This is a genomic window from Vibrio sp. V19_P1S1T109 (genome assembly GCF_002241375.1).
In the GTDB taxonomy this organism is placed as follows: domain Bacteria; phylum Pseudomonadota; class Gammaproteobacteria; order Enterobacterales; family Vibrionaceae; genus Vibrio; species Vibrio anguillarum.
Genome location: NZ_NDIM01000186.1, coordinates 1 through 21,673, shown reverse-complemented (window position 1 = coordinate 21,673; position 21,673 = coordinate 1). Strand labels below are relative to the sequence as shown.

Annotated in this window: 18 protein-coding genes; 7 read left to right on the top strand and 11 right to left on the bottom strand. The window is 46.9% G+C overall.

Annotated elements, in window-relative coordinates:
* Nucleotides 1–24 precede the first annotated feature (24 nt).
* The 5 genes from B9J87_RS08910 (at nucleotide 25) to B9J87_RS08890 (ending at nucleotide 4,621) form a co-directional block, all read left to right on the top strand.
* Nucleotides 25–1,353, top strand: coding sequence for a sphingomyelin phosphodiesterase (locus tag B9J87_RS08910; RefSeq protein WP_094150302.1), 1,329 nt, complete (start codon nucleotides 25–27; stop codon nucleotides 1,351–1,353).
* The gene (locus B9J87_RS08905) at nucleotides 1,354–2,301 is read left to right on the top strand and encodes a hypothetical protein (RefSeq protein WP_254918118.1); all 948 of its coding nucleotides are present in this window, start codon (nucleotides 1,354–1,356) and stop codon (nucleotides 2,299–2,301) included.
* A gap of 83 nt (nucleotides 2,302–2,384) precedes the next feature.
* Complete coding sequence (locus B9J87_RS08900; RefSeq protein WP_026027777.1) at nucleotides 2,385–2,906, top strand: DUF2058 domain-containing protein; 522 nt, start codon at nucleotides 2,385–2,387, stop codon at nucleotides 2,904–2,906.
* Between the two features lie 306 nt (nucleotides 2,907–3,212).
* Nucleotides 3,213–3,764: a YbhB/YbcL family Raf kinase inhibitor-like protein gene (locus B9J87_RS08895; RefSeq protein WP_094150300.1), complete on the top strand. Its 552-nt coding sequence runs from the start codon at nucleotides 3,213–3,215 to the stop codon at nucleotides 3,762–3,764.
* A gap of 14 nt (nucleotides 3,765–3,778) precedes the next feature.
* Nucleotides 3,779–4,621 carry a helix-turn-helix transcriptional regulator gene (locus B9J87_RS08890; protein WP_254918117.1) on the top strand — a complete coding sequence of 281 codons (843 nt, stop codon included), beginning with the start codon at nucleotides 3,779–3,781 and terminating at the stop codon, nucleotides 4,619–4,621.
* Nucleotides 4,622–4,634: 13 nt separating this feature from the next.
* On the opposite strand, the gene B9J87_RS08885 is transcribed toward B9J87_RS08890, so the two are convergent.
* The 3 genes from B9J87_RS08885 to B9J87_RS08875 form a co-directional block, all read right to left on the bottom strand.
* Complete coding sequence (locus tag B9J87_RS08885; protein ID WP_441351330.1) at nucleotides 4,635–7,475, bottom strand: FAD-binding and (Fe-S)-binding domain-containing protein; 2,841 nt, start codon at nucleotides 7,473–7,475, stop codon at nucleotides 4,635–4,637.
* Nucleotides 7,476–7,544: 69 nt separating this feature from the next.
* Complete coding sequence (gene lldD, locus B9J87_RS08880; RefSeq protein ID WP_094130067.1) at nucleotides 7,545–8,681, bottom strand: FMN-dependent L-lactate dehydrogenase LldD; 1,137 nt, start codon at nucleotides 8,679–8,681, stop codon at nucleotides 7,545–7,547.
* Nucleotides 8,682–8,788: 107 nt separating this feature from the next.
* Nucleotides 8,789–10,489, bottom strand: a complete 1,701-nt coding sequence (locus tag B9J87_RS08875; protein WP_170899022.1) for an L-lactate permease — start codon at nucleotides 10,487–10,489, stop codon at nucleotides 8,789–8,791.
* Between the two features lie 220 nt (nucleotides 10,490–10,709).
* Here B9J87_RS08875 and B9J87_RS08870 point away from each other — a divergent pair, with 220 nt between their 5' ends.
* Nucleotides 10,710–11,609, top strand: coding sequence for a LysR family transcriptional regulator (locus tag B9J87_RS08870; RefSeq protein ID WP_013868134.1), 900 nt, complete (start codon nucleotides 10,710–10,712; stop codon nucleotides 11,607–11,609).
* Nucleotides 11,610–11,746: 137 nt separating this feature from the next.
* Here B9J87_RS08870 and B9J87_RS08865 read toward each other — a convergent pair whose 3' ends face one another.
* The 6 genes from B9J87_RS08865 to budA form a co-directional block, all read right to left on the bottom strand.
* Nucleotides 11,747–12,835 (bottom strand): KTSC domain-containing protein, encoded by a 1,089-nt coding sequence (locus B9J87_RS08865; RefSeq protein WP_094143122.1) that lies wholly within the window; start codon nucleotides 12,833–12,835, stop codon nucleotides 11,747–11,749.
* A complete protein-coding gene (locus B9J87_RS08860) occupies nucleotides 12,836–13,660 on the bottom strand; it encodes a carbohydrate-binding protein (protein WP_094133788.1) in 825 nt (274 codons plus the stop codon).
* A 20-nt stretch (nucleotides 13,661–13,680) separates the two neighbouring features.
* The gene (locus B9J87_RS08855) at nucleotides 13,681–13,917 is read right to left on the bottom strand and encodes a hypothetical protein (protein WP_094133787.1); all 237 of its coding nucleotides are present in this window, start codon (nucleotides 13,915–13,917) and stop codon (nucleotides 13,681–13,683) included.
* A 371-nt stretch (nucleotides 13,918–14,288) separates the two neighbouring features.
* Nucleotides 14,289–15,047: an SDR family NAD(P)-dependent oxidoreductase gene (locus B9J87_RS08850; RefSeq protein WP_013868131.1), complete on the bottom strand. Its 759-nt coding sequence runs from the start codon at nucleotides 15,045–15,047 to the stop codon at nucleotides 14,289–14,291.
* Nucleotides 15,044–16,747, bottom strand: coding sequence for an acetolactate synthase AlsS (gene alsS / locus B9J87_RS08845; protein WP_094150281.1), 1,704 nt, complete (start codon nucleotides 16,745–16,747; stop codon nucleotides 15,044–15,046). Before alsS ends, B9J87_RS08850 begins: the two co-directional genes overlap by 4 nt.
* A 100-nt stretch (nucleotides 16,748–16,847) precedes the next feature.
* Nucleotides 16,848–17,645, bottom strand: a complete 798-nt coding sequence (gene budA, locus B9J87_RS08840; RefSeq protein WP_069212237.1) for an acetolactate decarboxylase — start codon at nucleotides 17,643–17,645, stop codon at nucleotides 16,848–16,850.
* A gap of 85 nt (nucleotides 17,646–17,730) precedes the next feature.
* Here budA and B9J87_RS08835 point away from each other — a divergent pair, with 85 nt between their 5' ends.
* Nucleotides 17,731–18,615, top strand: a complete 885-nt coding sequence (locus B9J87_RS08835; protein ID WP_094150278.1) for a LysR family transcriptional regulator — start codon at nucleotides 17,731–17,733, stop codon at nucleotides 18,613–18,615.
* Nucleotides 18,616–18,678: 63 nt separating this feature from the next.
* Here the strand turns inward: B9J87_RS08835 and glpQ are convergent, their stop codons facing one another.
* Nucleotides 18,679–19,740 (bottom strand): glycerophosphodiester phosphodiesterase, encoded by a 1,062-nt coding sequence (gene glpQ / locus B9J87_RS08830; RefSeq protein ID WP_026028651.1) that lies wholly within the window; start codon nucleotides 19,738–19,740, stop codon nucleotides 18,679–18,681.
* A gap of 99 nt (nucleotides 19,741–19,839) precedes the next feature.
* Nucleotides 19,840–21,216: a glycerol-3-phosphate transporter gene (gene glpT / locus B9J87_RS08825; protein WP_026027688.1), complete on the bottom strand. Its 1,377-nt coding sequence runs from the start codon at nucleotides 21,214–21,216 to the stop codon at nucleotides 19,840–19,842.
* Between the last annotated feature and the right edge of the window lie 457 nt (nucleotides 21,217–21,673).

The following is a 21,673-nucleotide window of genomic DNA, read 5'->3' as shown; positions in this document are numbered from 1 at the left end:
TTTTCACAGTTAAAGGATGAAAACGTGAAGATTATTAATAAAGTCATGCTATTTGGGTTATCTCTTGCTGCTCATGCGGTATTGGCGGACACCGATATTTATTTAACCAATAACTCTGCGCGGCCAATGTCTATTGCTGTGAAACAGACCGGATCTGATCAGTTGCAACAAGGCAGTGAATGGCAGCAACACAGTGAAACGCTAGGCCCGTGGGAAACTAAAATGGTGCTCAGCTTTAACCGCTGGCAAGGGGTGAAATCTGGCAAAACGTACCAATTTGAAACCATGGTGACTTTACCGCAAGGGCAGGTTTTCTCTTTACAGCAGAAGATGGAAGGTCATTGGTATAACTCAAGCATTGAGCATGGGGTACAAGCACGAGATGTTCCTCTTCAGTGGCAAAATGATCGTGCGGTTCACCGTTATTACTCAACGCAGTTGATTGAACGTCCAACCGAGCTTGCGTTTAAATCCGTCAGCACCACTCGTTACGACGATATTTATTACACCATTACGCCAACGAATACAGAAGAAACACCCGACGCTGAGACCTTAAAAGTGATGACCTATAACGTTTGGGCGTTACCTGTGATTGCTTCAAATATTGCCGAGCGTTTTGCTATCATCCCTCAGCATATCAAAGGATATGATGCCGTAATGCTGCAAGAAGTGTTTGCTGCGGGGCGTGATGCCTTTCTTCGAGAGCTGGCAAAAGAGTATCCGTACCAAACGAAAATGCTCGATAAGTCTGGGGTGAATATCCATGACGGTGGAGTGATCATCGTCAGCCGCTACCCAATTGTTAACCAAGGACAATATGTTTTCCCTGATTGCTCGGGAACTGACTGTTTTGCTGATAAAGGGGTGAATTATGCTGAAATCATCAAAAATGGTCAGGCTTATCATCTGTTTGCAACGCATACTGCTTCGTTTGATACCGATACCGCTCGCGATTATCGCCAACGTCAGTTCAGACAGATGCGCAGTTTTGCGCAATCGTTCTCTATTCCCAGCACAGAAACGGTGATTTATGGCGGTGATTTTAACGTGAATAAACGTAAATTTGCCGATGACTATCAAAACATGCTCGCGAATCTTGCGTCAACCGAACCTAGCTACGCAGGCTATACCGAATCAACGTTTGATCCGCGTATCAATGATTTTGCAGGAGAACCCTTATCCGGTGGTGAAAACGTGGAGTACCTTGATTATGTGGTGGTAAGTCAAGAGTTTGCACAACCAAGCGAACAACAAAACCGCAATACTGTGCTGGTGCCAAGAACCACGGACGAGCGTTTATGGCAGCATTACAATTTATCGGATCACTTTCCGGTTAAAGCTGAGATCCGCTAGATGCGTTGGGTTAGGTTATTGATCTGCGTTGCCTTAGTCGGCAGCGCAAGTTATTGGTGGGTGAAGAGGGATGAGTTTCCCACTATCCAAACACCCCCCAATAGAATTGAGGTTGCATTGCCGGGCACGGTGCGTTTGCCAGAGCAAAGTAGCGTTGCTTTGCTGGCTAATCGCGATCATCAAACCCATGAAGAGTGGACACTCGTTGGTGAAACGCTGCAAACAGAAATAGGCAAAGCGCTGAGAGAGAGAATAGAGCAGTTTTGGCAACAGTGTCGTCAGCAAAATGTGTGCGCTGCGCGGCTACAACAATTACAAACGCAGTTGCCCCATGAACGCTATGAGCTGGTTGCACTCTATTGGCAAAAACAGGCGGAACGTGACGCGTTGCTTGGAATGGAACTCATCAGTCAGGATACGGAATTAGGTGACAAAATGGCTTATGTAAAATCGATTGATCAACAAGTATGGGGGCGACAAGCGGATATCTTGTTTGCTGATCAGTACGCTTATGATGATTTTGTACAGCAACCCAATGACTACGAAGGCATTGCTTCCGTAGAAGAGGCGTTGCAGAGCATTGAACAGCGGCTTACACAGCATCAATATCAATGGGATGCCTTTTCATTAAACACAGGTAATGCACGCTATGAACAAGCGATTCGGCTGATCCCTCAACATTTATCGTTAGAACAGCGCTTAGAAGTACAACAAGGTTTGGCCGAACTTTACTTAAATGAACATGAGCGCAGTGAGGTGGCCCATCGCCAAATCGAGCAACAAGCGCAGGCTGCTCAAGTCATTGACTACCAGCAAGCGTTAGCGCAGTTAGAAAAGACGCTCTCAAACCAGAGAAAGACAGCCTATGCCACCCTTTCGACAGAAGAGTGGGTACGCTACGCGGCAAAGCAGCGTTATGAGTTTAGAAAAGCATTTTTTGCTCGTTAGGATGAATAAGATAACTACAGCGCTCTTTATTCACTCGCCATGAACCGTTAAACTCACCAGCAAATAACTGACTTGGATTGATCATGGCAACCTTATCTCTACAAGAGCAAATGCTAAAAGCGGGTTTAGTTAACGCCAAAAAACTCAGCAAAGCGAAAAAGAGCTCTAAAAAATCGCGCGTGCAAGCACGTGAAGTGAAAGCGGCAGTAGAAGCGAATAAAGTCGAGCAACAAGAGCGCGACAAGGCACTAAATAAACAGCAAAAAGAGCAGTTGTTGAGCAAAGAAATTCGTGCTCAAGTAAAACAACTGATTGAGATGAATAAGCTGGATCTAAAACACGGCGAAATCAAATACAACTTTGTTGATGGTAAGTTGGTGAAGTCACTTTATGTCGATTCACTGGTTCGCGACCAACTGAGTAAAGGAATCCTGGCTATTGCACGTTATGAAGATGGCTATGCTGTCATCCCGGGTGTGGTAGCGGATAAAATCTTCATGCGTGATGAAGAGAGCATTATCGAAAATAAAACCGCCGATGAATCTCTACCTGCTGAAGATGATCCGTACGCGGATTTCGTAGTCCCTGATGATTTGATGTGGTAATTCCTTCCAGCTCTCCTTCTCAACGGAGGAGGGCTCTCGTTCTCCCTTCCTACCTCTACTTTCCACTCTACAATAACGTTATCCGCGATAGTGGGTAGTGGTTCTTTTTCCGTTGAAGCTGTGGCTTGAGTCGAACTCAATACAATTGCCGCTATTAAGCCAAGTAGGCGTATTGATAATAGAAGAGTGACTGTAACACAAAGTATCATTGACTGATTCTTAAAGCGTCAAAATGATACTTTCTGTCGGATGTTGCATGGGTGATGCTGCTAGACTTGTTCATGAACTTATTCATAGGAGAAAACAATGAACTCGACGATTTTTAGCTCGGCCATCGTCACCACGACGTTAACCACCAGCTTATTATTTGCAGGGATGGCAAATGCTTTGCAACTCAGCAGCCGTGATATCCAAGAAGGCCACCCGATGGCAAAAACCTTTGAATTTTCAGGCTGGGGTTGTGCTGGGGAGAATCTTTCGCCGCACTTAATTTGGACTGATGCACCACAAGGAACCAAAAGTTTTGCTATTACGGTTTTTGATCCAGATGCTCCGACAGGAAGTGGCTTTTGGCATTGGATTGCGCTGGATATTCCAGCGACAGTGAGTGAGCTAGCACGTGGGGTTGAAGTTAAAAAGCTCGGTGCAATAGAAACACGTATCGATTATGGCAGCGTTGGTTTTGGTGGTGCTTGTCCGCCAGAAGGGCACGGAATGCACCGTTACCAGTTTACGGTATGGGCTCTCCCGACGGAAAAACTCAATTTGGCGGCCGATGTATCACCTGCGGTGGTTGGTTTTACCCTCAATAGTTTGGCGTTAGAAAAAGCGACGCTGACCGCAACCTATACACGTTAATTCATGGGGGAGTGATGAATCACCAATACCAAGTCACCACTTTTCGAGCCGCTCAGCAACAAAGGCTGAGAAATGTGAGGATTCACTCCCCAAGCTTGATTCAGATCCAATCTGGCAGTAAAAAACTGTTTCATAAGGAAGAGGCCATTAATCTATCGAGCACTTCGTTATTGTTGTGTGAGGCCTCAGCTTCGCTCAGTTTCGAAAATTTACCAGAACACGGTTACTTCTCGTCAAGGCTGTTCAGTTTCACCTACCGCCCGACCGAGGCGATGCTTGCGTTAAGCGCAAGTCATGATCGCCCAGTTATGTGGCCTGTGATTTCAACCAGCCCCTCACTGAAAAGTTCGCTCAATGCGCTCGCCTCGTTCGATCTTTCGTTAATCAGCCAAGAAACCCAAGCCTATCTACTGATGGTGTTATACCAACAATTGGCTGAGCAAGGTGTACTGCATTGGCTCTTTGAGAGTAATTCTCTACCCTTTGAGCAGAAGCTGAGAAACTACCTCGCCCAGTCACCAGAAGAAGAACATCCACTTGAGCGGGTAGCAACGCACTTTGCCATGAGCCGCGCGACCTTAATTCGACGCTTAAAGCAACATGGCACCCGTTACCGTGAGGTTTTGGCTGAAGTGCGTGTGAATCACGCGCTGAACTTAATGCAAAGTGGCCAACGAAATATAGCGATATTGGCACAGTGTTGCGGCTACCAATCGGAACAGCGATTTAATCAACGCTTTCGCAGTCAGTTTGGTTTAAGCCCCAAAGCGTATTTACAAACTCTTGGTATGCGAGGTAAAGGTACGCCAGATAAAGAGACAAAAAAACAGCCCATTTTATCCAATGAGCTATTTTAAGATTAAGGGTAGATCAAAGCGGTTTAGACACCTCATCAACCAAATACAAAATGGATTGATATGGAATGCCGCTGTGGTGCGATAGGCCAATCTCACAGGTACGGCTATTACTGAATCCGCGTTCGCAGTGAGCAGGGACTTGCTCTTTGAGCGGATGAACGGCCGCCGCATTCAGTTCTGGCGTGGTAAAGCCTTTATCGCCCGCCCAGCCGCAGCATTGAATATGCTCTGGCACAATCACCGTGCTGACGCAGGTTTGGGTCAATTTGAGCATGTCGGCTTCCAACCCCATTTTGCGCGCACTGCAGGTGATATGCAGCATCACAGTTTCTTCTTTGGCCTTGATCGCTAAAGAATCCAGCAGATACTTATTGACAAAACCGACGGGTTCTAAGATCTCCAGTGGTTTGGTAAATTGTTCAATACTGCGTTTTGCACACGGGCTGGTATCCATCAATACCGGATATTGCCCTTGTTGGCTAGCTTGCCATAACGAGGCTTCTAACTGCTGCGCTTTTGACTGCGCAAGCTCATTCATTCCCTTGCTGTCATAGGGCATGCCACAACATTGGCTGTTGAGCTCATTAGGTAGAATCACCTCATATCCTGCTTTATTAAGCAGCGATAAGGTCACTTCGGTTAATGGCCGCTGATCGCCCGCGCTGTTTTGTTGGCCCATATTTCGGCTCGCACAAGAGGGTAGATAGACGACTTTTTTCTCACGGCGCGGCAGGTTTTCTACTGCAATGGTTAAGTTCTGATGATTGGCTTGCGGCAGTTGTGGATACCAAATAGGCGTTTTGCCTTTGCTGAGTTTACGCAAGCCGTTGGTTGCGCCGCCGACTAACTTCTCGCCCAGCCATTTGCTCGCCAATTGGTTGGCACTGAGGCCGATTTTAGCCACGGCTGTGGTGGCGGCAAAGTGATCCGCCGTCCATGTAGCAATGGGGATGAATTTTTGGTATTTCGCGGTGCGCAGCTTTTTCACTAAATCGCCAGTGTTGATGCCAACAGGGCAGCGCTCAGCGCATAAGCCAGTTGCGGCGCAGGTGTCTAATCCTTGGTATTCAAAGACTTTTTCAAGCTCAGAAGCTTCTACCGTTTCACCTTGCGCGCGTCGACGTTGTAGCTCGCGGTACAAGACGATTCGTTGACGGGGCGAGAGTGATAGTGTGCGAGATGGACAAACAGGTTCGCAAAACCCGCATTCGATGCAGCGATCGACCAAGGCATCAGCCGCTGGCATTGGCTTTAGGTTAGCTAAGTGGGAACACGGATCATCGTTGATTATAACGCCGGGGTTGAGCAAGCATTGTGGGTCAAACAGGGTTTTGATTTGTTGCATTAAGGCGTAACCGTCTTTGCCCCATTCCAACTCCACATACGGTGCCATGTTGCGGCCCGTGCCGTGCTCGGCTTTGAGTGAGCCTTGATATTTCACTGCCACTAGCTCGGCCACTTCATCCATAAATGCGCCGTAGCGGTCGATTTCACTTTGGCTATCAAAGCCTTGTGTAAAGACAAAATGCAAGTTGCCTTCCAGAGCGTGGCCGAAGATGATGGCTTCGTGATAGTGGTAGTGATCAAACAAAGCCTGCAAATCGCGCACACCATTGGCAAGGCTTTCTACCGGAAACGCCACATCTTCAATGATGACGGTTGTCCCCACTTCGCGCACTGCGCCCACGGCAGGAAACATCCCTTTGCGAATGCCCCATAAGGTTGCCACCATTTTGGTATCAGAGGTGAATGGTACGGATTCGATGATCTGGTAGTCGCTTAGTGCTGCCATCACGGCGCTGCATTGCGAATGAAGTGTTACGTGATCGCTGGCGTGAGACTCAATTAGCAGCGCAGCGGCTTCTAGATCCAATTGCGCAATAAATGCGGGCATGCCAGCTTTGTCAGCGACAGAGCGCATCGCGCGTCCATCCATCATTTCCACTGCCGCAACTGGGGTTTTGGACAGGGTCGTAACCGCTTGGCTAGCCTGCTCAATATCAGCAAAGACAAGCAGCGCCGAGGCTTTGTGCGCGTGCTCAATGACGGTGTTGTAGGTGATGTCGGCAATAAAACCGAGTGTGCCTTCCGACCCAATCATCAAATGTTCAATAATTTCAATCGGATCAGAGTAATCAACGAGAGCATTTAGGGCATAGCCAGTGGTGTTTTTTAGGCGATATTTGTGGTGAATAAGCTTTGATAGTGTGTGATTTTGCGCCGTTTGTGCATGAAGTTGAGCAATACCTTCAATCAATTCGGGTTTAGCGATTTTGAATGCAGCGATGCTTTCTGGGTTTGCGGTGTCGAGCACGGAACCGTCTGCGAAGACGATCTTCATACTATCGACAGTGCGGTAAGAGTTTTGCGCAGTGCCGCAGCACATACCACTGGCGTTATTGGCGGCGATTCCACCAATTTTGCAGGTGTTAATTGAGGCTGGATCTGGGCCGATTTTGCGTTGAAAAGGGGCAAGGTATTTGTTGGCATCGGCTCCGATGACCCCCGGTTGTAGGGTGATTTTTTTGCCCTCATCGTGAATGCGATGGCCTCGCCAGTCATCGGTTAAGGCGATCAAAACCGAATCAGAAACTGCCTGACCAGATAAACTGGTGCCAGCGGCGCGAAACGTGCAGTGAACGCCAAGCTCGCGGCAGCTTTTAATGGCAAAAATGACCTCATCAAGGCTTTGTAAGCGCAGCACAATTTTCGGCACCAAGCGATAGAAACTGGCATCAGTGCCATAAGCAAGGCGTTTTGCCTGCTGCGTGATGATGCGCTCAGGGTCGATGCGCGTAGCGAGTTGCGTTTCCAGTTGACGATAGGTGGCGTCTGAAAGAGTGCTGGCCATCATTGTTTCCCATTTTAAATTGAGGTTGTGGATAGGTTAACGTGCGGCTACCGTTGGTTTGTCATCATGAGATTAAAGTTTGACTAACGAGTCTCGTGACAAATCGGCAATGGTTTTCGCTCCGGTTAAGGTCATGGCAACGCGCATCTCTTTTTCATATAAATCGAGCAAGTTCTCAACGCCGCTTTGACCTTGCGCCGCCAATGCATAAACAAACGAGCGACCCAGCAGCGTGCAGTCCGCGCCCAGTGCCAGCATGCGTACCACATCAAGCCCAGTGCGAATCCCTGAATCGACCAGAATTTTCAGGTCGCCCTTCACCGCATCAGCAATCGCAGGTAAGGCTTTGGCGGTTGACAACACTCCATCAAGCTGGCGACCACCGTGGTTGGATACGATAATGCCATCAGCGCCAAAGCGCACCGCGTCTTTGGCATCTTCTGTATCTAGAATGCCTTTAATGATCATCGGGCCGTCCCAAAAGTCGCGGATCCACTCTAAATCTTTCCATGAAATGGAAGGATCAAAATTCTCACCAAGCCAACCAATGTAGTCTTCCAATTTAGTCGGCGTGCCACGGTAGGCAGAAATATTGCCTAAATCGTGTGGTTTACCGAGCAAGCCAACATCCCACGCCCAGCTTGGGTGTTTCATCGCTTGAAACACTCGGCGCATCGCCGCATTAGGGCCGCTCATGCCAGAATGCATATCGCGGTAACGCGCGCCGGGAACAGGCATATCCACGGTAAACACGAGGTTTTTTACCCCCGCGGCTTTGGCGCGCTCCAACACATTTTTCATAAAACCGCGATCTTTAAGCACGTAGAGTTGAAACCAAATCGGCCGAGCCAGCGCCGATGATACTTCTTCGATCGGGCAAACCGATACGGTGGACAGTGTAAAAGGAATGCCTTTATTTTCAGCCGCGCGCGCCGCTTGCACTTCGCCGCGCCGCGCGTACATACCAGTTAAACCTACAGGGGCAAGGGCAATCGGCATTGCAAGCTGTTCGCCAAACAGTTGTGTTTCTAAACTGAGCTCTGACATGTCATTAAGCACGCGTTGGCGCAGTGCGATGTCAGCTAAATCCGCGGTATTGCGTGTGAGCGTGTGCTCACCGTATGAGCCACCATCAATATAATGAAACAGAAAAGGAGGCAATTTCGCTTTCGCGGCAGCGCGATAGTCGGTGGAGGCTGAAATAATCATAGATTGAATCCTAATTTGTACAGAGCCGCCGCCTAGCGAGCTCTGCATTTATTACACAAGATTAATGGTTATAAAAACCAAGTTGATACCAAATCACATCACCAAACTTAGGGTTGCTGGGTCATTAGTACGTCGGTCATATTAAAGCCGTAAATCACCACTAAACCGATAAGGCCAGTCATCACAAGGTAGTAGAAAGTCGGAATAATGGTTTTGCGCAGCGTGGCTCCTTCACGGCCCAATAAACCGACCGTTGCTGATGCCGCGACGACGTTGTGAATCGCAATCATATTGCCCGCCGCTGCGCCAACAGCTTGTAGCGCAATGATCATCACACTGGAAATAGAGAGTGTTTGCGCCACTTCAAACTGGAATTGACTGAACATCATGTTCGACACCGTATTTGAGCCTGCGATGAACGCCCCAAGTGCGCCAACGGTGGCACTTAATGCAGGGAAGGCATCACCGACTAAACCCGCCGCAAAATTGGCGGTAGTGACAGGCATGCTCGCAAGCTCTGCGCCATTGACGCCAGAGTTAATAAAAATACGCACCATAGGGATAGTGAATACCAACACAAAGCCCGCGCCGATCAGCGTTTTGCTTGATTCACCGAATGCTTTGATGAGCGGTGTCGCACTGCGTGACTGCAATATTACTGCCAGTAACGCGACAAAAACCAAGATGCCACCGGGAAGATAAAGCGGTTGAATGGCCGTGCTGATGCCTGTTTCAGCCAGAATGTTGTTAAAGGATAGGCTCACTCCAGCCAGCAGCGACTTAAATTCGCTGCTCACACGGCTTGCCACAAGGATAACCGCAAGCAGAACATAGGGAGTCCAAGCCAATGCAAGGCCCATCGGTTTAGCTTTGATCTCCTCAATATCAATTTTTAATGAGCCTAACCACTCTGCGGGCCACGATTTCTCTTCTGGAAAATCCCATTGTGATTTTGGTACTAAAAAGCCTTTTTTCGCGGCCGTGACAACCAGTGCCAAGCTGATCAAGCCACCGATTAATGAGGGAAATTCTGGGCCAAGAAAGACGCCCGTTAGCGCGTAAGGCACAGTAAAAGCCAAGCCAGAGAAAATCGCAAAAGGCAAAATATCTAACCCTTCGGTCCAGCTTTTGTTTTTACCGAAAAAGCGCGTCAACATCATCGCCATTAATACTGGCATCAATGTACCGACTATCGCATGGGTGATGGCGACACTGGCGGTGATTTGCTGTAAATACACATCCCAACTTGAACCGTTGCTGATCAGCGTTTCGGTGATGTTGTGCGTATCTAACCCCTTGTTTACCCCGACAATAATCGGCGTACCCACTGCGCCGAAAGAGACAGGAGTGGATTGGATCATCATCCCCATCAATACGGCAGCCAACGCAGGAAAACCAATCGCAACCAGCAACGGAGCCGCGATAGCCGCCGGTGTACCAAAACCAGAAGCGCCTTCAATAAAAGAGCCAAAACACCACGCAATGATGATGGCTTGCACACGGCGATCAGCCGAAACATCCGTAAAACCGTTACGAATGGTGGTGATAGCACCAGTGTGTTTTAAGGTGTTGAGTAGGAAGATTGCGCCAAACACAATCCAGAGCACGGAAATCGTGATACCGAACCCTTGCAAAACAGAAGCGAGCACGCGGTTTGCCGACATATCCCAAAATGTGAGGGCGATGGCCACAGTTAATGCAAAGGCCACAGGCATCGCCTTTTTCGCAGGCCAGTTGAGCCCGACTAAAAGAATCGCTGCCGCCACAATGGGGGAGAAGGCCACTAGTGCCAGTAAGGTTTCGTTCATTGGATACTTCCTCGTAAAGTGTGCTCTTCGTACTAACTCTAAATAGTAGGATAGTTGAAGAGCAGACATCCTGTAGGGGCTACAGACCTTTCGGCCACGTCGGGTAGCTAAATTATTATATTTGTGATGTTTTTGTTAATTTGGGGTGAATTTACTCCTTTATTTTTTATGGATATAGGGAAATAATGAAAATAATTAATTCCAAAATTGACATAATAAAATGCGAGCAGACGACCTAATATTGTTTTCACAAGTGATGGAACTGGGGAGTTTTAGTAAAGTAGCAGAACAGAATAGCCTTACAAATTCGGTAGTTAGTAAAAGAATGGCGCGTTTGGAAGAAGAGCTAGGCGTGCAGCTATTATACCGAACAACGCGTAAATTGACCCTAACTGAGGCGGGCAAGGCACTGTTACAGGGTGCGAAAAATGTGAAGCTTGCCACTCAAGAAGCCGTCGATGCGGTGGCTGGGTTTGGTGAAAATGTCAGCGGCCACATCAAAATGTCGGTACCCACCATATCAGGCGATCTAATATTGGCCGACGCGGTTGCGGAATTTTGCAATTTACACCCCGGCTTAACGGTGGACATGTCGCTTGATAACCGTTTTGTTGATTTAGTGGAAGGGGGTTTTGACTTAGTGATCCGCACTGGTTATTTGGAAGATTCAAGCTTAATTGCGCGGCATATTTTAGACTCACAATGGGTTGTGTGCGCTTCTCCCTCTTATATTGCGAAAAATGGAAAACCGTTAAAACCGGAAGATTTAGTCAACCACAACTGCTTTCAATATGCCTACCAAACCACAGGCGCGAGCGAGTGGGAATTTAAAGGTCGCAAAGGAAACTACATTGTCACAGTGTCGGGCTGCTTCTCTACGGATAATGCCACGGCATTGAGAAAAGCGGCTTTAGGCGGCCACGGCATTGCTTATGTACCGCGCTGTTTGGTTTATCATGATTTTCGGAACGGCCAACTAGTGGATATTTTCCCGGAACAAGTGGGCAAAAAATTGGGTATATATGCCGTGTATCCCTTTACTCGCCAACCCCCGAATAAAGTCCGCTTGCTGATAGAGCACATCCGCGCCCGCTATTTGACTATTTCACACTATTTTTAAGTGTGACTTATGTAAAGCATGTATCCGGTCTGTGTGAGTTTGATGTACCAGAGGGTCGAGGATCCGATGGGTGCTATTATATCCATAGCACCCTATGTAGAATTCTACATAAATTGGCAGAATGCTATTTAAGACTATCAATTCTCAATTTTTTCAAATGCGTACTTATCTTTGATATAGGTATTAAAGTACGTGCCATGGCTAGAGGTATTAAGGAAACCATTCCAAACGGGTTCGGGGACACCGTTGTATCGATAGCCACCACCATATCTGAATCGAATATCCAGGTGTTCAGAAATCGCTGAATAGCCTAAATGAGATGTCGCGGACGAAGAGGACAGGTGCTGTTCGAAAAGCGGGTAAGGTGTTAGGTTTTCGATAATCTGCGTCATGTAATCCGCTAAAATAGGTTCTGCATTATCTTTGAGGTAAGCCTCTTCCAAACCATGGCCATATGATTCATCGCGGTCAGATGTACTTACTGGGTCAGCGGGTACTGCACCAAGTGAGCGTCTTACCGCCCACATCGGCCAGTCGTTGTCGTTGGTAAATGTTTTGGCTATGTCAGTGTGTGCGTTGCCAAAAGAGCCGCCAACATGGAATGTCGGGTTTGCGATACCTAGGTAACCGAGCATTGGGTAATCACTTAGCTTCGCACCAGTAGAGTAAGTGTAGGAGTTCGATATTTCAGTGAACAATCGGTTGCCATAGAAGTTGCCTTGGGAATGAGTTACTAACAATACTCGGGTACAGTCATCCATCGTCAAATTCAGCAAATGCCTCATGTTTTGGTAATCGCCTTCATCTTGGATGGATTCAACATCTTCGACGATTTCGGTGAAGAACCAACTGAATGTACCTGCCAGATCATCAATGATGTTTAGGTTGTGACCGAGGATAAAGTTTTCGAGTAAACGGCCTTCATCCGCTCTTTTTTGTTCTTCAGTCATTTTATGAAAAGCCACTTCTGCAACTTGGACTAAAAAAGCTTCATCTACGTTATACGCAACTTGGACATTTCGATACTTTTCATATTGACCTAAGTGCTTGTCCTGAAATCTGTCTAGCGCGTCTCTATTGGATCGTGCGCCTTCAGGGCTGGTGAACATCCCATTGACATAAAAGAGCTGAAGTTTATCTACGTTATCAACACATTGGCCTTGAGCGGAAGAAACTAAAGACATCATCGTACTCAACAGTACCAAATTTGGTATATAGTTTTTCATCTAGTTTGACTCGCTATTCAATGTTTGAGGACATGGGTTCTCAGGCAAAACCAAAGCATCAAAGTCATAGTCCATGGCTTTAAATAAGCGTTCTTTACCCAAACGGTAATAGAGTGCGCGATAAATTGAGTTGGCGTACAGTTGTGCTGGGGTTTCGTCGATCCTGCCTTCCGATTGCAATTGCTGAGCACATTTCTCGAAAGCAACGATACTGTTGTATTTGGTAGTTGCGTCTTCTTTAGAGATCTCAATCGTCTCTGCCTCTTCGAGTCCCAATGTATGGAGGTCGGCATATTCTAGACTGACCGCCAGAGCCAGTTGGACAATGTCAGGGTGTTCATATTTTTCAAGCACCGATGCTTTGTAACTGTCTCTGATGCCATCGTTATCGCTATCCACACCATGAATAGTGTCTGGTGATTTAGGGTTTACGTTGGGATCTGGATCTTCAACGGGCGTTGAAGGTTCAAGGTTAAAGTCTTCGAGTAATCGCCATGTGCTGGATTCGCTTGGGTATTCGCCCTTAACCCACCACTTGGCTAGGTACACATCACCGTTGTAATTGACGACAGAGCCTCCCACATAGGCTTGTTCATGTGCATACATCGCTACATTCGTACTATCAAGATGTATCCAGCCATCCCATGAAATGTTGTTCACCTCGGGCGCTGTACCTTGGCTCCAATGAGACGCAACGAATGACTCACCGTTATGGTTGACAATGTCGCTGGTACTGTATGCAGTGTCTTTGTCCCACGGCACGGACGCGAGCGCACTGGTTGATAGACTCAATCCTATGGTTAACGCAACTAACTGCTTGTTCATAATTCTTCCTTAAAAGTGATTTAAATGCCTTCTTTACAAGATGAGTAGCTACTAACAGAGTCCAACGGTTGTTCGTATTCATCAAATAGAAAAATGGTGTCGCCGGAGTTGTTGGGCGTTACCCCGGATGGAATGGTGATGGTCAATTCACTGCGTGATGGTAGGCTGGCTTCAAGTACACTCGTGCTCTGACTTGCATCTGGTAGGAGCGAACCAACCATCGTTATTAACGGAATGTATAAACCCAATAATCGCATGGAGTACCTCACAATCTAAGATGGCGGATACTTTATGCAAACTGGTTTATCTAGCCTTAAAATGAACGTAATATTGCGAGTAATCTTGAATTATATCTTTTTTACAAATCAGTCAGTTACTTTGCGATTGTTAATCCACTCTAAGTGAGAGGCCTTTGGTGTTTTTATCGTCATTAAAACGTTCGTGTAACTGGGTGTCTAAACGGATGACTACCCGAGAACACAGTGTATTGATATTCGTGATGCAACTAATTTATCCTTGCCACTAGACTTAGACAGAAATTAATTGGAGCAAATTTCGGCTGCATCAAGTGTAACTAAAATGTCAGCCAGCACGGAAAATGGTTTAGGTACTGGCTGAATTTTCGTGGTTAAACGATTTTAGGTTGGCCGTCGGAAGCGGTAGCGCCACCATCGACGGGTAAATTGACACCATTGATAAACGATGCATCGTCGCTGGCTAAAAAGGCCACTGCGGCGGCAATTTCGCTCGGTTCTGCGGCGCGTCCTAGAGCGATGCGCTCGTTAAATTTATCTCTAATCTCTTGCGACCAACCATTGGTCATATTGGTTTTAACTAAGCTTGGGCACACGGCGTTAATTCGCACGCCAGCGGCACCGTGGTCTAGCGCCATGGCGCGAGTGAGGTTGACTACCGCGCCTTTACTGGCGCAGTAAAATGCGGCACCCCAGTCGCCACCTAAGCCAGAGACTGAAGCGGTGTTGACTATGGTCCCCTGTGTTTTTAGCAACTCAGGTAAGGCAAATTTAGAGCAATACACGACGCCATCAATATTCACCGCTGATATTTTCTTCCAATCTTCAACGCTGCTTTCTAAGACGGAGCCGGGGATGTGGATGCCCGCATTGTTGACTAAAATGTCGAGCTTACCGAAGCGCGATACGGCGTTATCGATCATGGCTTTTACTTTTTTAGGGTCGGAGACGTCAATCACTTGCGCCGCGACGCGTGTTGAGTCAAAAGCTTCGATGGCGGTGGCGAGCTGCTCTTCATTCCAGTCGGCCAGTACTACATTGGCCCCTTCATCATATAAACGCTGTGCTATCGCAAAGCCGATGCCGTTGGCGGCACCCGTGACTAAAGCGACTTTATGGGTTAAACCATTCATATTGTTTCTCCTTCGATATGCTCAAAAATTGGATCTCGATTTTCTTGTGTTCTGGGTAGCATCAACTTGTAGTTGTCGCTGTAATCAACGGGGATAGCGATGACAGCAGGTCCTTGAGTTTCCATGGCTTGATGCAGCATAGGCATCAGTTGATGACGTTCGGTCACGGCAAAGCCTTGCGCGCCAAATGATTCGGCATACGCTTTAAAGTCTATTGGGCCAAATTTTATTCCGGACGGGCGTTGATACTTTTTCATCTCTTGTATCTCGACCATGTTGTAGGCGTTATCGACCCAGATGATATGTACGATGTTGCATTTTAGGCGGACGGCCGTTTCTAACTCCATGCTTGATTGCATGAAGCCGCCATCACCAGAAACAGAGACCACTTTGGTGCTGGGTTTAAGCAGGTTTGCACCAATCGCCCAAGGTAGGGCAACGCCCATAGTTTGCTGACCATTTGAAATCAGCATTTGACGGGCGCGAAAACAGCTTAAATAGCGCGCAATCCAGATATGGAAGCTGCCCATATCCAGACACAAGGTGGTGTCTGGGGTAATAATGGATTGCATCGCTTTGATTAAGGTTAATGGATGAAACCCATGCTGAGATTGACGAGTAGGGTAGGATTTTATTATCTGCCGCTGTTGTGCCACTTCCTCTAAAATCGATAAGGCTTTGGGAGAGAGGCGTGCGAAATTGGTGACACAATCGATCATATCATCCAGTGATTGAACGATATTGCCGACAATTTCCACACAAGGTTGGTAATTGAGCTGATACTCTGCTGGTTCAATGTCTAAGTGGATGATTGGGGACTGTTTTGCGTTCCAAAGTTCTGGGTCGTACTCGATGGGGTTAAAACCAATAGTGACAATCAGGTCAGCATCTTGCAGCAATACATCTCCGGGCTGATTGTTAAATAAACCTACGCGGCCAGCGAAATGGTGATAATAGTTAATATCAACTGCCCCAGCGGCTTGATAGGTTCCGACTACAGGCAGTTGAGTTGTGCGCAAAAAACGGCTGATGGCTTGAGCATTTTCAGCGCGACTGGCGTGTAAGCCGAGTAAGACGACGCAGCGCTGTGACCGCTCGATTCGGGTAATGGCTTCTTCGATCGCTTCTGGGCTGGCTTGGCTTGAATGAGCATTACGTGATGGAACAATAATATCAGTGAGAGTGTGGTCGGATAACACATCTTGGGGAATGCTAACGAAACACGCCCCCGGCCGGCCTGATTCTGCTGTGCGAAAGGCATTGGCCATCACTTCGCTGGCGGCATCAACATGTTGAATTTCTGCACTGGATTTTGTGATAGAGCGGAAAATACTGACGGTATCCATACTCTGGTGCGTTTGCTTTTGTTGATCTGCTCGTTTGACCGCGCCGCCGATAGCGACCAGCGGGTCACCTTCTGAATTGGCAGTGGCAACCCCTGAAACCAAGTTGCCACAGCCCGGGCCTGAGGTCACCATGGTGACTCCAGCTTTGCCGGTTAAACGGCCGATGACGCCGGCCATAAAGGCCGCATTGGCTTCGTGACGCACTGGGATCATTTGAATATTGATGTCTTCAATGGCGTCAAATAACCGATCAATTTTGGCCCCCGGAATGCCAAAAATATAGCGGACACCCAAAGATTCCAGCTGTTGAGCGATTAATTGAGCGCCATTTCTAGTGGTAGGTTTTGTATTCATTTTTATACCCTTATTGTTGACTGACGTTGACACTTCTTCACGAAGTGGTGGTGCTATCTGGCGGCTTTTTTCAATTCAATTATTTTTCTCCTGTTCAGCGCTATTTTTCCGCTTTTTCAATCGCGGTTCGGATGTCATTGGGAGCTAGGTTGGCTTTAAGGAAATCTAGCGAAGTCGGGGTATCAATTACCAAGCGCGATACTTTGCCAATTTGCAAAAAGCCCGACGAAATAGAGTAGTCCTGTATGTGGCCGCCGCCTTTTCTATCTTCGGTAATGAAATGTTCGTGATACCCCGGAACGTTAATACCTGTGGTGTACTGCGGGCTTCTAAAACCGGCGATAACGCCTTGTTTGAAGGTGAAATTAAATGTGGGCTGCTCTTTTACAACATCCAACATTGGGCGAAATGGGCGAGTTTGACGCGGCACGGTACGCGTTCTGACAAACTGATATAAACCGTCAATGCGTACTGCGCAGAAAATATTGTCACTGGGTACTAGCTCATCAATCAGATGATGAACGTCAGCACGAGACATTTTAGAGGTGATAGGAACTTCGACATCAGGAGTGAAAAAAGTCATGACGGCGAAGGGGGTTTGCTGCGCTAAGTGTGCGGGGTTAGCCGAACCATCGGCTTTTAATTGGAAAACCTCTTTATCAAACGCAATGAGCTCACCGTCTAATTGATTGAATGTGCCCAAGCCAAAATCGCCATGTTGCAGCAGTTGTTCAACTGTTGTTGCGCCTTCATAAACGCCAGCAATCAACGCACTCATCAACGAAGTTTGGTAAATCTCTCCATCACCCGTTACATGATGATATTCAGCAAACTCTTTTGCTACATCGAGAGAACAAGCACAAAGCGGAGTGTAGAATCCACGCATGAGAATAACCATTTATGCAATAAAGTGTATATTTAGATTGACTTCTCCACGTGGCTAAATCCAATATAAATAAGATTTATTTCTATATGGAAAAGATATGGAGTTTCGCTATCTCAAGTATTTTGTGGCGGTGGCACAAACTCGCCATTTCACACGAGCGGCTGAAGTGTTAGGTATTGCTCAACCACCGTTGAGCCAGCAGATAAAGAAATTGGAGCATGAGCTCGATACGCTGTTATTCAAGCGTTTACCACGTGGGGTAGAGCTGACCGAGGCTGGGCAAATGTTTTATGTCGATGCGGTCACCATCTTAAATGATGTGGATCGAGCGAAGGCGAAAGTAAAACAGCTGGCGCGTGGAGAAAAAAATGAAGTGCGGATGGGCTTTGCGACTTCGGTTGCGATGAATACCCAAATATTATCCCGAGTGCGGGAGATAAGGGACAGTTTTTCAAACGTGAATCTCACCGCGGTTGAGCAAGCGATGCCAGAGTTGGTTGAGCAGTTGAAAGCTAAGCAGTTGGATATAGCATTGGTGCGTTTACCTTGTTATGCCAGTGAGTCTTTACAGCGGGTGGTTTTATTTGAAGAGCCTTTTGTCGCGGTGATCCCTTTAGGGCATCCATTGGCTGGAAAAGATCGCCTTACTTTAGCTCAGTTAAAAAATGAGTACGTTTTGTTGTTTCCTCGTGAAACGGGGCCAGCATTGCATGATGGTATGAAAGCGCTGTTTGACGATGTGGGCATCCGTGTCGATCGACGTTTTTCGGCTCCACAGTTGAGGTCTATGGTTGCAATGGCTCAGGCGGGATTTGGCGTAGCTGTTGTACCCCAATCACTGGCTGAACATATCGATGATTCTGCCGTGATCACTCCTATCGAGGAGATGCCTTTTAACAGCCAAATTGCGGTGCTTTGGGAAGCTAGTAACTTAAATAAGCATGTGCTTAAGGTGGTGAAGGCATTAAGTCACCAAAAATAACATCCCCAGCATGATGATACTGGGGATGAAGCGTGTCAGAGTGGTAAGGTTAATCACGCTTACTTAGCGAGTTGAATGCAAAAACTCCACTGCTTTATCGGGATAGTCCGTAAATAAACCATCCACTTTTACAGTGTTGTAGAACACATCGAGCATCCCATCAAAGCTGTCGGCATAAGGTGCAATGCGATCGGGTTCTGCGCGGAAGGTATAAGGATGAACGACTAATCCGGCGGTTTTAGCGGCTTTCATCAATGGCTTGATGATGATGTTTTCTTTGGTTGAAGCGTCGTCAACCAACATAGGTTTCCACGGGCCAATGCCATCGGCGTAGGTGGCGACTTGCTTCATGCCGTTTGCTTCGAACATCCAATCATAGCTGTATGGCTGTGCTTGGTCGCCATCATAGATCATGGTCTCATTCCAATCGGTGTAGGCCATCAATTGAACCAGTTTGAGGTCCATGTTCATTGCTGGAAGCAGTTCATCATTAATGCGTTTTAGCTCGATAGGATCGAAACATTGCAAGTAAACGTTTGACTCTTGACTGTCGTAACCATATTCCTTCAACATTTTCAGTACCGCTTTACTGATGTCTTTCCCTTCATGGCGGTGGAACCAAGGCGCTTTGATTTCTGGATAAATACCAATATCGTAACCGAGCGTTTTGTTCAGCCCTTGGATCAGCTCGATCTCTTCCGCTAAGGTTGGGACGGTGAAGTCTGATTTCCAAAGAGGGAAACGGTTGGGGAAACCAGCAGTTTTATTGCCTTTGTCATCGATATTAAAACCTTCAGTTACGCGCAGGCTTTTGATCTCTGCCAGCGTAAAATCGATGGCGTAATAGCGGCCATCACCACGTGCACGGTCAGGGAAACGCTCGGCAACGTCAGTGACGCGGTCAAGATAGTGATCGTGCAGAACCACCAATTGGTCATCCTTGGTCATCACGACATCTTGTTCAATAAAATCAGGCTTCATGCCGTAAGCAAGCGCTTTGGCTTCAAGGGTATGTTCAGGCAGATAACCGGAAGCGCCGCGATGCGCTATCACCAATGGTTCTGCTTGAACCCACGCCGAGCTGGCTAAAGTAGCCATGGAAAGTGCGAGTAGTGTCAGTTTCATATTGTTATCCTTAAAAATTCCCCCTGACGTTGCAGGGGGAGAGTTTTGATTCAAAGTGAACAGTGCGTAACGTAAATTCAACACATTTAGGTGTCAGATTTATGATTGTGTTGACGCTTTTTCTTCCGCAAGTCTGTCTTTTTCTTTATGGTGAGCACGCTCGCCAATGTAGGCATACAGCAGACAAAGGATAGAAATACCGCACGAAGCGACTAGGATCATAAAGCCGCCATCCCAACCAAAGTGGTCAACGGTGTAACCCAATACCGCATTTGCCGCTACTGCGCCGCCGAGATAACCAAACAAACCTGTTAAACCTGCTGCGGTACCTGCTGCTTTTTTCGGAGCCAGTTCCAGTGCGTATAAACCAATCAACATTACTGGGCCATAAATTAAGAAACCAATCGCAACAAGAGCCGCCATGTCGATACCTGGGTTACCAGCAGGGTTAAACCAGTAAATGAGTACCGCAAAAGTAACAAGAACCATGAATAAGATGCCCGCAGGTGCACGACGGCCTTTGAATACTTTGTCGGATATCCAACCACACAATAGCGTTCCCGGAATACCTGCCCACTCATACAAGAAGTACGCCCAAGAAGATTTATCAACGGTGAACTCTTTGGCTTCTTTCAAATAAACAGGAGCCCAGTCCAATACGCCATAACGAATGAGATACACAAAAGCGTTGGCAATAGCGATAGACCACAACAATTTGTTAGAGAAAACGTACTTAAAGAAAATTTCCTTCGCGGTCATCTCATTCTCATGAGATTTATCGTAGTCGTCTGGGTAGTCATCTTTATACTCTTCAATCGGTGGTAAACCACAAGATTGCGGCGTATCGCGCAGCGTCATCCAAATGAAAATGGCAACTAAGGTCGCAAAAAAGGCAGGAACGTAAAATGCGGCGCGCCAGTCATCGTTAAATGCCCAAAGACCAAACAAGAAAAGGGGACCAATTAAGCCACCGCCGACGTTGTGGGCTACGTTCCATACAGAAACAATTTCCCCACGTTCTTTACGTGACCACCAGTGAACCATGGTACGGCCACAAGCAGGCCAGCCCATACCTTGGAACCAACCGTTTAAGAACAGCAAAATAAACATCGCAGTAATGCTGCCTGTTGCCCACGGCATAAAACCGAAACAGAACATCACTAACGCAGACATTAAAAGGCCTGCACTTAAGAAGTAGCGTGGGTTAGAGCGGTCAGAAACGCTCCCCATTAAGAATTTAGATAAGCCATAAGCAATCGATACGGCGGCAAGAGCTACCCCGAGATCACCGCGGCTAAAACCTTGGTCAATCAAATAAGGCATCGCCAAACTAAAGTTCTTACGAACAAGGTAGTAGCCTGCGTAGCCGAAGAAAATACTGATGAATAACTGCCAGCGCAAGCGGCTATAAGTGCTATCGAGCCGCTCAGTAGCGAGCCTCTCGATATGCGCTTGGGGTTTAAAGATACCAAACATAGTTGACCTCATTAATGTAGTGCGATGGTTCTAAAGCTCGAACGATAAAAAATGTTTCATTCGAAAGAGAACGGCATTGTCGTGTGCAACTGAATGTATTTCTGTGACAAATGTTACAAGGGAATTAATTTGTGCATAAAAACAAATGATTAGTTTTCATTTTTTCATGGTTAGTGCCATTAAATTGAGATGTAATCGTTTTCACTTTTGTTCGCGAGATGTTTGTTTTTGGTTGTTTTGTCGTCAATTAAATCGCAGATAAGGAAAGTTGGCAAAAATTGTTAAACCATGAAGTCACTCGAAACTCACTGTGAGTTCAATGATTCATATCCTTTTTGATTGGAAAGAGAGTGGCAAAATAAGCAAATAGTCCAGTATTCCTACCCAGATTTGACACTGTCTATTGATAATTCTTGCTAGCTTTGATTGGCAATTCATGTGTTACAGAGTGTCGTTC

What these genes read in the sequence shown, in the direction of transcription:
- B9J87_RS08850 (WP_013868131.1), bottom strand. Translation starts at nt 15,047, where the DNA reads ATGAATGGTTTAACCCATAAAGTCGCTTTAGTCACGGGTGCCGCCAAC.
- glpT (WP_026027688.1), bottom strand. Translation starts at nt 21,216, where the DNA reads ATGTTTGGTATCTTTAAACCCCAAGCGCATATCGAGAGGCTCGCTACT.
- B9J87_RS08835 (WP_094150278.1), top strand. Translation starts at nt 17,731, where the DNA reads ATGGAGTTTCGCTATCTCAAGTATTTTGTGGCGGTGGCACAAACTCGC.
- B9J87_RS08870 (WP_013868134.1), top strand. Translation starts at nt 10,710, where the DNA reads ATGCGAGCAGACGACCTAATATTGTTTTCACAAGTGATGGAACTGGGG.
- B9J87_RS08895 (WP_094150300.1), top strand. Translation starts at nt 3,213, where the DNA reads ATGAACTCGACGATTTTTAGCTCGGCCATCGTCACCACGACGTTAACC.
- alsS (WP_094150281.1), bottom strand. Translation starts at nt 16,747, where the DNA reads ATGAATACAAAACCTACCACTAGAAATGGCGCTCAATTAATCGCTCAA.
- B9J87_RS08900 (WP_026027777.1), top strand. Translation starts at nt 2,385, where the DNA reads ATGGCAACCTTATCTCTACAAGAGCAAATGCTAAAAGCGGGTTTAGTT.
- B9J87_RS08860 (WP_094133788.1), bottom strand. Translation starts at nt 13,660, where the DNA reads ATGAACAAGCAGTTAGTTGCGTTAACCATAGGATTGAGTCTATCAACC.
- B9J87_RS08865 (WP_094143122.1), bottom strand. Translation starts at nt 12,835, where the DNA reads ATGAAAAACTATATACCAAATTTGGTACTGTTGAGTACGATGATGTCT.
- B9J87_RS08890 (WP_254918117.1), top strand. Translation starts at nt 3,779, where the DNA reads ATGAATCACCAATACCAAGTCACCACTTTTCGAGCCGCTCAGCAACAA.
- glpQ (WP_026028651.1), bottom strand. Translation starts at nt 19,740, where the DNA reads ATGAAACTGACACTACTCGCACTTTCCATGGCTACTTTAGCCAGCTCG.
- B9J87_RS08885 (WP_441351330.1), bottom strand. Translation starts at nt 7,475, where the DNA reads ATGATGGCCAGCACTCTTTCAGACGCCACCTATCGTCAACTGGAAACG.
- B9J87_RS08905 (WP_254918118.1), top strand. Translation starts at nt 1,354, where the DNA reads ATGCGTTGGGTTAGGTTATTGATCTGCGTTGCCTTAGTCGGCAGCGCA.
- B9J87_RS08875 (WP_170899022.1), bottom strand. Translation starts at nt 10,489, where the DNA reads ATGAACGAAACCTTACTGGCACTAGTGGCCTTCTCCCCCATTGTGGCG.
- B9J87_RS08855 (WP_094133787.1), bottom strand. Translation starts at nt 13,917, where the DNA reads ATGCGATTATTGGGTTTATACATTCCGTTAATAACGATGGTTGGTTCG.
- lldD (WP_094130067.1), bottom strand. Translation starts at nt 8,681, where the DNA reads ATGATTATTTCAGCCTCCACCGACTATCGCGCTGCCGCGAAAGCGAAA.
- budA (WP_069212237.1), bottom strand. Translation starts at nt 17,645, where the DNA reads ATGGTTATTCTCATGCGTGGATTCTACACTCCGCTTTGTGCTTGTTCT.